This window comes from Synechococcus lacustris str. Tous (assembly GCF_003011125.1).
Lineage (GTDB): Bacteria > Cyanobacteriota > Cyanobacteriia > PCC-6307 > Cyanobiaceae > Synechococcus_D > Synechococcus_D lacustris.
In genome coordinates this window covers 90,047-100,118 of the sequence record NZ_PXVC01000004.1, presented here as the reverse complement: position 1 = coordinate 100,118, position 10,072 = coordinate 90,047, and the positions used below count along the sequence as shown (strand labels likewise).

Below are 10,072 nucleotides of genomic sequence, written 5' to 3'. Positions count from 1 at the left end.
GAGGTGTTGTTGGAGGGGCTTCGAAACCATGGATGGCACCGTTGCTTGAGCCGTGGAAGCTTTCTTAAGGGGGAATGGCAGCTGGATGAGCCCCTAATTCCCCCAGCCAAGGGGCCCTTAGCCCYAGGCGGYGAAATTGAGGCRGCCCGCTATCTGCTTRAGTTTTTAACTTAAAAAATATGTGCAAAATGCATAAGCCACACGGCAAACATCAATCCTCAACTGCTTTTATAGGTTTTCATAGATAAGAAAGTTTTGCAAATAATTAGCATTAGTTTCTCCACATAAACCACTTCATTTGTATAAACGAATACGCAAATTTCCCCTGTCAATGATTGGTGGACGATTTATTATCTGGCCAGCGTATATTMTTGTTTRTCTAATTCYTAGCCATATTCACCCAGTCCGTTTCTGAAAAGAACTCGTGAGCGGCAAAAAAAAATTATTTCTAGTTTTTCTAGCTTCTTCTCTTTTGGCTCCTTGGGGTGCCAAGGCCGTWTCGGCRGCAGAGATKAAGCTGAAAACTGAGCAGCCTGCAGAAATTGCTCAGTTCTCCCTGCCCCGTTTGCAGCTGCCTRGTTTCCCAAGCCCTCAGCGCTTTTTTGCGATCACAGCCGAACGCCGCGCTCTGCTCAACACGATTCGTTATGCAGAAGGCACCTGGAAGGAAGGGGCAGACCTGGGCTATCGGGTGATGTTYGGCGGCAGCTTAATGAATTCCCTCGATCGCCACCCGGATCGGGTTAACTACACCMGTGGCTACGCCAGTGCCGCCGCAGGTGCCTACCAATTCATGCCTGCCACCTGGTCGCTGGTGGTGCGGGCCATGGGGCTAGCTGGCTTCAACCCCCAGGTTCAAGAYCAGGCGGCATTGTTCCTAATCCAAAAGCGGGGCGCCTTGCATCTGGCTGATCAGGGCATYCTCASCGCTGAATTGGCWGCCAAGTTGGCYCCKGAATGGGCTTCCTTCCCCACCCTCAGGGGAGCTAGTTACTACGGACAGCCGGTTAAGCGCCTAACCGAACTGCAACGCTTYTATGAAGCCAACCTTGCCCGSCTGCAGGGGCGTGTGCCGCTGGCAAAAACAGTGCCCCTGGAAAACCAAAATTGCWCCGAYAGCAGTTTGGATTGTGCCTTAAAAAGTTTCTAGCTTGCTTTTGTGGTTCCTGGTTTAGGCAATGTTTTAAGCGCAATTAAATAGGCCGTGAGGGCACTGCCAATAAAGCCAGCGCAGTTGCTAACGAGCGGCACAAAATCGGAGGTTCGAGTAAGAATTGGTGCAAGGCCAAATAAWGCAAACAGCAGCAGCCAGAGTGGCGCCATCAGCAGCAGCCAGGTCCAGGCGATAATTGTTCCTTCTTTCCTTGGGTAGGCGGCAAAGCCAGCCACCAGTCCGCCAAGCACAGATGTGGCAAAGGTTAGTAGCCATTGCTCCTCAGGTAAACCGGGAACTACTTGGCAGCCACCCCTGTTTAAACAAAGCTCCACCGCCGCTAAGGAATCAACGATTGCCCCATCCTCGCCGTGGTCTTTCACGTAATACTGATTGCCAAAACGGGTTTGTAGTTCCACCCAGTAGGTGCGGGGCATTAATGCAAATAATGCTTCACCAACATTGAAATTAAGCAGATTGCCGCCRCGGGGATCTGCCACCAATAAAAGGCTGCGCTCATCTAACTCCCAATATTCCTTAACCGCCAAGCCAGGGGTGCGATCGTATTGGGTTAATACCCTCAATTTCCAACCGCTATCCACTTCAAATTGATCAAGTTCGCTCTCTAACTGCTGGCGTTGCTGATCTGTGAGCGCCTTGGCAAGATCGATTACGGGTGTGGGGTGATCAGGCAGTAGATCGGCGTTGTTGTAGGCCATGGCTGGATCCACTGGCATAAAAGCCATTAGGCAGCACACCATCAGCCCCAGYAACCATCTACAAGCCACAGGATCAAAACGCAGTAGAACGCATTGTCATCGATACCAGGCAAAGCTGTGGCAGTTGATTCGCGTGAAGGGCTCCAGCAGCTTCTCGTTGAACAAGGCGGCAGCGCCTCGTTTTCGCTGGTGATGGATTGGCTTCTAAATAATCCAGAAMACGGTTTTTATGGCAGTGGGCGCTGTTGCTTTGGCAGCCGCGGCGATTTTGTTACGGCTCCATACCTGGGTTCAGCCCTTGCTGATCACCTGCTGAAGCAACTGCTGCCTTGTTTTGATTTGTTAGCTGAGCAACCTGGAACCCTCAGYCTGATCGAGTGGGGMCCCGGTGATGGCTTATTCGCGCAGCAGCTTGCCCAGGGTTTTGTGGCTGCTAATCCCCCCTGGTTGCCCCGCTTGGAGATCCTTTTGCTGGAGTTGAACGCTCCCCTGCGCCAGCGCCARCAGCAAACCCTGCAAAATTGCCCCATTCGATGCCATTGGCCAGAGCTCCAGCAGCTGCAGCAAACCCCTAGGCGAGCTGTTGTTGTAGCCCATGAACTGCTGGATGCCCTGCCCGTAGATCGATTTGTGCTGCATCAAGGCAGATGGCATGGCCTTGAGGTGGGGCTAAATGCAGAAGCTGATTTTGAATGGCAACGCGGTGCTGTTTTGCAGCCCAAAATCCAAAGCCAATTGGCAAGCCTCGGCTTGGCCATGGATGGGGGGGGKAGGCCTGAAGGCTGGTGCAGTGAGTGGTGCTCGAGCCTTGAGCCCTGGTTGGAGCTGGTGCGGCAAAGCATCGATGAGGGTTGGCTTTTAGCAATTGATTACGGCCACCCCGCCCAGCGCTACTACTCCCCCCATCGAGATGGRGGCACCTTGCTTGCCTACCGGGGCCAGCTAGCTAGCCCCGAATTATTGGCAGAACCTGGCAGTTGGGATATCACCGCCCATGTGTGCACCACTTTGCTKGAACAACTTGCCCCCGGCAGTGGCTGGAATTGGCTGGGCTCGGTGCTGCAAGGGGAGGCCCTTTTGCGTTTAGGCCTTGGAACTTGCTGGGCTGAGCTATCTGCYCCAGGYGCTGAAAGCCTCTCCTGGCGCYTGGCWCGCCGGGAGGAATACCAACGGCTAACCGACCCATATCAATTGGGCGGCTTCTGGTGGTTGCAACTTGGTACCCCTGGCTTGCCGAGCATGGRGGAGTTGTTGGCTTCTAGGAGCTGATGCTTTGAAGTGCCATCAAAGCCATYTCAAGGGGCACRTCGTTGCGAATTTCAACGGCTCCAATTGAATTAGGTAACACGAATCTCACCCTGCCAGCACTAACTTTTTTATCRCGAAGCAGGCAATTACGCACATCCTCGTTATCAAAGCGTGGTGCTTKAAGGGGCAAACCACAGCGTTCGATCAAACTGCGYTGACGTTCTTGRTCTGCGGCGGTCCATAAATCAAGTTGAAGGCTTAATTCRCCAGCGGCAAGCATTCCCAAGGCCACCGCCTCTCCGTGCAGAAATTTTTCATAGCCAGTGAGGGTTTCAACCACATGGCCAAGGGTGTGGCCGTAATTAAGGATTGCCCGCAGATTGCCCTCCCGCTCATCGGCAGCTACCACCCGTGCTTTTGCCGAAGCCGACCTTTTTAAAATCAGCAGCAAYAAATTYTCCCCAATGGCATCAAGATCAGCCAGATCWTGATGTTGTTCAAGGGCTTCAAATAACACTGGATCGCCAATTACTCCGTATTTAATAACTTCCGCTAAACCTGCCCGCACCTCACGCTCCGGCAGGGTGCGGAGCGTGTTGGGATCGATCAACACCAGTTTTGGTTGGTGGAAAGCGCCAATCAGATTTTTGCCACCGGGGTGGTTTACCCCGGTTTTGCCGCCAATKGCMGCATCCACCATCGCCAGCAGAGTTGTGGGCACCTGCACAACGGCAATACCCCGTAGCCATGTGGCTGCAGCAAATCCAGCCATATCACCGATCACACCACCGCCAAGGGCAACGATCAAGGAGCTGCGTTCCAATTGATATTGATAGGCCTTGTTATGGATTTCAGTGATGGAGCCAAGCGTTTTTTGATCTTCTCCGCTCGGCAAAAGCATTAACTCTGCCAAAAATCCTTCGCTATTAAGGCTTTTTAGCAATTGCTCCCCATAGAAATCAGCAACGGCAGGCTGGCTCACCACCAGGATGCGGCAGCCCAAACCAAAACCCAGCTTGCTWAGTTCTTGGCCCAGCTGATCAATTCCASCTGCACCGATCTGGATGCTGTAGGAGTTTGCGCCGAGATCAACCAAAACCTTGCCAAGGGTTGCTTCAGCTTCCATGGGGCGCCACTCCTTCAATGCTGAATGTATGGCCCTTTTGGCCCAGAATGGCTGGGCTTAAGGGATTGATGCTTGAAGAGATCGCCTCTACTTCCTTGGTTGTTTGTGGCACCAGCCCTTGCAGTGGTGTTGCTAACGGTACTGGTGCCAGCGCTGATGGCGTTAGTGATGAGTTTTACCCGCACGGGCCTTGATTTGGATGCACCGCTGCAATTCATCGGCTTGGCCAATTTGCGGCGGTTGAGCACAGACCCACTTTTTTTAAAGGTGCTCAGCACAACCTTTCTCTATCTGTTRGGGGTGGTTCCGCCAATGGTTGCTGGTTCGCTTGGTTTGGCGGTGCTGCTAAATCGTGCCCTGCCTGGGATCCACTGGTTACGGGGAGCTTTTTACACACCGGTTTTGGTATCTGTTGTGGTGGCAGCTATCGCTTTTCGCTGGATATAYGCAGAAAACGGATTGTTGAATGGCTGGGCTGGATACTTGCTTGGCAATAATTACAAAGCAATTGGTTTTTTAAGTGATCCAAAGCTTGCCCTGATAGCTGTGATGTTTGTAACCCTATGGAAGGGTATTGGCTATTACATGGTTATTTTCTTGGCGGGTTTGCAGGGTATTTCTAAGGATCTATATGAAGCAGCAGAACTRGATGGCAGCCGCGGTTGGCGCCAACATCTGGATATAACTTTGCCYTTGATGAGGCCCTATGTTGCCCTGGTAGCAGTTATTTCCTCCATCGCAGCAACGAAGGTATTTGAGGAGGTTTTTCTYTTAACCCAAGGGGGSCCCGCGGATTCCACCCGCACKGTTGTTTATTACGTATACGACTTGGCATTTCAGGAATTAGACATCAGCTATGCCTGCGCTGCTGGCTTGGCTCTTTTTCTGGTTGTTTTGCTGCTCAGCTTGTTGCAACAGGGCTTAAAGGGCAGTGGCTTGCCTAAATTGCAAGATTGAGCTGCACTGATTTTGGAGCCAATTGGGATAGTTGGTAGCGGTCAACTGGCGGGAATGCTTGCAGAGGCGGCCCATGCCATGGATTTGGAACTGCATTTGCAGGCCACAGACCCYGGAGATGCTGCCGTTGCMYTGGCGGCGGCGGCGGTTTTTGGACCATCTGAAAGCGCTGCTGCCACCGCTCAATTGGCCWCTAGCTGCAGGCGCATCGCTTTTGAAAATGAGTGGGTTGATATCGAGTCGCTGCAGGCTTTGGAGGAAAAGGGGATTGAATTTCAACCATCTGCCCAGGTGTTAGCTGAAGTGGTTAACAAACGCCACCAACGCAATTTGTTAAATCGGCTCAATATGCCAAGCCCCCGCTGGTGTGAATTAGAAGCTGTGGTGAGTTCTGGCGGGAAGCTGCCAAACCATCTTGATTTTCCCTTGATGGCTAAGGCCACCTGTGGTGGTTACGACGGACGYGGCACTGAAAAGTTACTTAATCGTGCTGCTTTTGAGGCATTGCTGATGCGGGTGGATCGCCGCCTGTGGATTGTGGAGGAGATGGTGAACTATGAAAAGGAATTGGCCATTTTGGTTGCCCGCAATMAAGCAGGCCAAATCAGTGTTTTCCCCTTAGTTGAAACCCATCAACAACACCAACAGTGCGAATGGGTTCTGGCCCCAGCTGASGTGAACCATGGGGTTGAAGCAAGGGCCCGTTCCATGGCGGTTTCGATTGTTACCGCTTTGAACTATGTGGGGTTGTTAGCGATTGAATTTTTCCTTTCCCCCCAGGGGTTGCTGGTGAATGAGTTGGCCCCCCGCAGCCACAATTCAGGCCATTACACGATTGAAGCCTGTGGCACCAGTCAGTTTTGCCAACAACTAAATGTGCTSGCCGATCGCCAACTCGGYTCTTCAGCCCTTGTGGTTCCCGGTGCCTTGATGGTGAACTTGCTTGGCTTTGAGGAATCCAACAGCACCTATCAAGAGCAGCGCAATTTGTTGCAGGCCCTGCCCCAAGCGCAYCTGCATTGGTATGGCAAGCGCTTATCTAGGCCGGGCAGAAAGCTGGGTCATGTAACCCTGCTGCTCCATAGCCTTGATGCTGGTTTGCGCCGTAGGGAAGCGATGGAATTATTRGCCGCGGTGAGGCAGATCTGGCCCAACCCGGCCTGAAAGCCTTAGATTCGCYYCGAACTGCTGCGTTGGTGTTTGCCCTTTCCAGTGTTCTGATCTGACTCCCTTTTCGACATGGGAGTGGTGTCGCGAAGGTGACGTATACCGGCCCTGTAGCCGGAAATGAAACCCCGCTTTCCTCTCCCTTCTGGTTCTTCCAGGTCGAAGACTGAGGGCTCCACGGCCTGGCGGTTCACCCCTTTTACTAATAATGAATTTTTTTAAAAATTAGTTTATCTATTTAGTTGCTCTAGGCGTTGYTGCARTTCACTTTTACTCATTTGGGTAACAATAAAAACCTCCTGGGCGCTGCTACCCCTGCGGGCTAATACCTTGTGACCACCTTTTAAGCCACAGGAAACCCTTAATTTCAATCCCTCGCAACGGCCTTTCACGCGGCAGATAACCGCCGGGGTGATTGTGTCTATGGCGGGATCATTCGCCAAAATTTTCAGGAGGGGAATCAAGCCATCCAGATAGGTGCTGTGGGTGATAACGAGTCGGCCCACAAAAATTCCCTAGGCCTGCTCGAGGGGGGCCATGGTTAAGCCCTCCGCACCGAGTTGCATGTGATACAGCTCCGCCTGTTCCATCGGCCCAACCCACACCACTGCCCTACCGGCGCTATCTATTTCTTGGGCTAGGGCCCAGGCTTGATCGGGSCCCATCGCTGGGATGTATTTCACAAGACAATCAACAACGTGTTGAAAAGTATTTATTTCATCATTCAGTACAACAACTTTATAGGTGGGATAGGGGGCTCGTTCCAGTAAAACGCTSCTTTGGGGGCTGCTATAGGCCAATGCCGCTACAAGCAAAGCTCCATTCTGCTCCGTTGCGCGGCCCTTTAGGTAGAGTTGWTYTAACTGAAAAATCCTCCGTGCTGATCACCCTGGGATGGGCTGCCCTAGCAGCAACCTTCACCTTCTCGATCGCCATGGTGGTTTGGGGTCGTAATGGTGATGGTTCAATCAATTTCTAGAAACCCTTTTGGGTGCAATGCTTGATTTACCGATCGATCTAACCTTCAACTCGGTTTTRGCTGCAGTTGCAGCCCTGCTGCTTATTTTTGTTAGTGGGGGTGTTGTTTACCTTTCTGCAATGGAATGGAAAGACAAACGGCGTCGTTCGGCAGCAACTACCTCCGCAGCTGYTCGCCGATCTGGCAAAAATTGAGGGCCAGTTTTGGTGTTKCCCTATTGCCTTTTGTAGGCGCTTTTACCCTTCTGCTATCAGCTCCAAAACCSCAGCAGGGRAACTTAAATCCTCTTTTAAGCCAAGCATCTTTAGCCCAGAGCTTGCCTATTCAAGCTCTGCAGCCGCCACCACAACTATGGAAAGAGCGGCTCTCAGAGGGCCTAGCTARAAAACTATGGCGGAACGGCAGTGGTTCCTGGCTACAGATATGGGGCCCCCACGGCGACGCGGCGCCTTTATTGCTTGTGCGGGCAGGTAAAGAAGCCGATGCTGTGCCCTTAAGTTTGCGTTGGGGGCCCTATCGGGTGGTTGCAGCAGACGCCTTGGGTTTTCAGAGCTTGAAGCAATTGTTGGAGAAGCCAAGGGGACTGCGCMATAGCCCCCGCTGCGCGGCCTTAGATGGGGTAAACCCGGGCATCTTTTGGAGTGGTTCGGGCCTAGTGGCAATCGCCGCTAATTGGTCTCCATTAYTRGTGCCTCTCCAGCAGGGTTGCCTGCAGCTCGAAGGTAGGCGCTGGTGGGGCCAAACCAGGGGTGGGGATKCTGTTTTGCGGTCTACCAAGTTGGTTGAACAAGGAGCTGAGCCCACTTGGCCCCAAAGCCCAGCGCCATTGCTCYTACAGGGCGATGCTTTGGCGCCCCTTTTGGCTCCCCTATTGGCTCCTCTCTTGGATGGCRCAGCTGAAAAGAGCCTGTTGCAAAGCCCTTTTCAGCTGCAGTTGCAATTCAATCCTGCCAAWAACCCCTATCAAGCCAGCATTTGGATTGCCCTGCGCCCCAAAAATAATGCTGTTCGTGCTAATTACCAACAGCTTTTAAGSCGCTTGGAAAACAACCTGCCCACAGAAATGCGCTTAGAAAATAAAAATAATGTGAGCCTTTTGCTCAATTCCAAGGGCTGGGTGCAGGCCGGCTGGCGCTGGCTTGCCACTGGCGAGTTGCTGGTGGTTTTAGGGGCYGCYCCCACCGATCCCCTGCCGAAAGCAATGGCAAAGCCTCGGATCAGCCAAACAGCTGGCCTWAAACTTGTGGCAGTTCCCCGCCTTTTAGATCAACGGGGCTTGCTGCCTGAGCAGTTCCCCGTGGTGCTTAAGCGATCAACGCTGCTTAGGGGCCAGTGGCGGCCTGGAGTGGCYGGGGGCGCAGCTCAGGTAACTGGTGATTCACTGTTGCTTGATTGACGTTCCCGGCGGCGTTTAACGGCAGCAACGGTTTCTTCCATCATTTCCACCGCCTGCGCCATTTTTTCTAAGTTGCTGGCATATARGCCCATGTCTTTATCCAGTTTTTCCTGTTGCARGCCCATCTGTTCGCCAACACTGGTGGCCCTTTTGCGCAGCGCCTCTGGCTCTTGATCATCGCCACCGCTCAATTCTTGAATTAATGCCATCAGGCCCACGGCATGGAGACGCGAGTAATGAAAATCGCTGCGGTTTGCCCCTTGCAACACAAGTTTTAGGGGCTCTGGTGCCCCTTCSCCACGGCTTGCTAGCCAATTGCTTATCTCCTGCTCACCATGGGCTGAAATACCAGCTTTTAGGGCGGCGGCTTGCTGCCGCAGGYCTTCATTGCTTAGGCCAGTGGCGGAGCAGAGCGCTTGGAAAAGGTTTTCCCGCTGACCTTCCGGTTGAAATCCCTTGGTGAAACTGTCGAAAACCTGGGTAAGGCCCAGGGAGAACAAAGCATCTGGCTCGAAACCCTGCTGATGGGAAAGCAGATGCAACTCCACTAGGAGCTCATCCACCAGCCGGCGGTAGAGGCCAGGAATCACCCTGGGATATGCGGCAAAGAAGCGCCTTTTGCTGTCTGCCACGGTTTGGCAATCACCCACTGGATTCCCCTCTGTTATGGGCGACCATAGCGCTCGACAGCCATGGCACYGTTAGTAGTATCTGAAGAACCGTTTGATAATYGCCATGATCCCCATCGTTATTGAGGATTCGGGACGGGGTGAGCGCGCCTTCGATATCTATTCGCGGCTGCTGCGTGAGCGGATTATTTTYTTAGGGGAGCCCGTCACCTCTGATTCTGCCAATAGAATCGTTGCGCAATTGTTGTTTTTGGAAGCGGAAGATCCTGAAAAAGATATATTTTTRTATATTAACTCACCGGGGGGTTCTGTTTACGACGGCCTTGGAATATTCGACACTATGCAACATGTAAAACCAGATGTGCAAACCGTATGTGTTGGCTTGGCCGCCAGCATGGGCGCCTTTTTGTTAGCCGCTGGGGCAGCTGGCAAGCGCAGCAGCCTGCAGCATTCGCGAATCATGATTCATCAACCCCTTGGGGGCGCCCAGGGCCAAGCATCTGACATCAGAATCCAAGCAAACGAGATACTATTTCTTAAAAAACGCCTTAATGAAGAATTGGCCAGTCGTACTGGTCAACCGCTGGAAAGAGTGCAAAAAGATACTGATCGTGATTTCTTTATGTCACCTGTTGAAGCTGTTAATTATGGTTTGATTGATAAAGTTATCGATCAACGCCCCATTCACGCCGTATGAT

General features: G+C 52.5%; 12 protein-coding genes and 1 other RNA gene. 8 read left to right on the top strand and 5 right to left on the bottom strand.

From position 1 onward, the window contains the following. The first annotated feature begins 472 nt into the window (after nucleotides 1–472). Complete coding sequence (locus tag C7K08_RS02150; protein WP_423218672.1) at nucleotides 473–1,150, top strand: endolysin; 678 nt, start codon at nucleotides 473–475, stop codon at nucleotides 1,148–1,150. Here C7K08_RS02150 and C7K08_RS02145 read toward each other — a convergent pair. After that, a complete protein-coding gene (locus tag C7K08_RS02145; RefSeq protein ID WP_241536969.1) occupies nucleotides 1,147–1,899 on the bottom strand; it encodes a TPM domain-containing protein in 753 nt (250 codons plus the stop codon). The genes C7K08_RS02150 and C7K08_RS02145 overlap by 4 nt on opposite strands. A 90-nt stretch (nucleotides 1,900–1,989) precedes the next feature. On the opposite strand from C7K08_RS02145, the gene C7K08_RS02140 reads away from it, so the two are divergent. After that, entirely contained in the window at nucleotides 1,990–3,141 is a 1,152-nt protein-coding gene (locus tag C7K08_RS02140) for an SAM-dependent methyltransferase (RefSeq protein WP_133165141.1), read from the top strand. Here C7K08_RS02140 and aroB read toward each other — a convergent pair. Then, complete coding sequence (gene aroB, locus C7K08_RS02135) at nucleotides 3,131–4,246, bottom strand: 3-dehydroquinate synthase (protein WP_106498992.1); 1,116 nt, start codon at nucleotides 4,244–4,246, stop codon at nucleotides 3,131–3,133. The genes C7K08_RS02140 and aroB overlap by 11 nt on opposite strands. Nucleotides 4,247–4,402: 156 nt before the next feature. Here aroB and C7K08_RS02130 point away from each other — a divergent pair, with 156 nt between their 5' ends. From C7K08_RS02130 to ssrS, 3 genes are all read left to right on the top strand, one after another. Next, nucleotides 4,403–5,203 carry a carbohydrate ABC transporter permease gene (locus C7K08_RS02130; RefSeq protein ID WP_106499012.1) on the top strand — a complete coding sequence of 267 codons (801 nt, stop codon included), beginning with the start codon at nucleotides 4,403–4,405 and terminating at the stop codon, nucleotides 5,201–5,203. A 12-nt stretch (nucleotides 5,204–5,215) separates the two neighbouring features. Beyond that, on the top strand, nucleotides 5,216–6,367 hold the full coding sequence (locus C7K08_RS02125) for a 5-(carboxyamino)imidazole ribonucleotide synthase (RefSeq protein WP_106498991.1): 1,152 nt from the start codon (nucleotides 5,216–5,218) through the stop codon (nucleotides 6,365–6,367). Nucleotides 6,368–6,382: 15 nt separating this feature from the next. Further along, a non-coding RNA gene (ssrS, locus tag C7K08_RS02120) (6S RNA) lies at nucleotides 6,383–6,566 on the top strand. Nucleotides 6,567–6,600: 34 nt separating this feature from the next. Here the strand turns inward: ssrS and C7K08_RS02115 are convergent. Beyond that, the gene (locus C7K08_RS02115; RefSeq protein ID WP_106498990.1) at nucleotides 6,601–6,876 is read right to left on the bottom strand and encodes a DUF2103 domain-containing protein; all 276 of its coding nucleotides are present in this window, start codon (nucleotides 6,874–6,876) and stop codon (nucleotides 6,601–6,603) included. Nucleotides 6,877–6,885: 9 nt separating this feature from the next. Continuing rightward, nucleotides 6,886–7,170: an ATP-dependent Clp protease adapter ClpS gene (clpS, locus tag C7K08_RS02110; protein WP_106498989.1), complete on the bottom strand. Its 285-nt coding sequence runs from the start codon at nucleotides 7,168–7,170 to the stop codon at nucleotides 6,886–6,888. Between the two features lie 77 nt (nucleotides 7,171–7,247). On the opposite strand from clpS, the gene petN reads away from it, so the two are divergent. Both petN and C7K08_RS02095 read left to right on the top strand, forming a co-directional pair. Then, nucleotides 7,248–7,349 (top strand): cytochrome b6-f complex subunit PetN, encoded by a 102-nt coding sequence (petN, locus tag C7K08_RS02105; RefSeq protein ID WP_106499011.1) that lies wholly within the window; start codon nucleotides 7,248–7,250, stop codon nucleotides 7,347–7,349. 316 nt (nucleotides 7,350–7,665) lie between these two features. Beyond that, nucleotides 7,666–8,745: a hypothetical protein gene (locus C7K08_RS02095; protein ID WP_133165140.1), complete on the top strand. Its 1,080-nt coding sequence runs from the start codon at nucleotides 7,666–7,668 to the stop codon at nucleotides 8,743–8,745. Here the strand turns inward: C7K08_RS02095 and psb29 are convergent. Next, on the bottom strand, nucleotides 8,712–9,377 hold the full coding sequence (psb29, locus tag C7K08_RS02090; protein WP_241536968.1) for a photosystem II biogenesis protein Psp29: 666 nt from the start codon (nucleotides 9,375–9,377) through the stop codon (nucleotides 8,712–8,714). The two genes, C7K08_RS02095 and psb29, sit on opposite strands and share 34 nt — an antisense overlap. A 103-nt stretch (nucleotides 9,378–9,480) precedes the next feature. Between psb29 and clpP the strand changes: the two genes are divergently transcribed. Continuing rightward, a complete protein-coding gene (gene clpP / locus C7K08_RS02085) occupies nucleotides 9,481–10,071 on the top strand; it encodes an ATP-dependent Clp endopeptidase proteolytic subunit ClpP (RefSeq protein WP_106498985.1) in 591 nt (196 codons plus the stop codon). The last annotated feature ends 1 nt before the right edge of the window (nucleotide 10,072 follow it).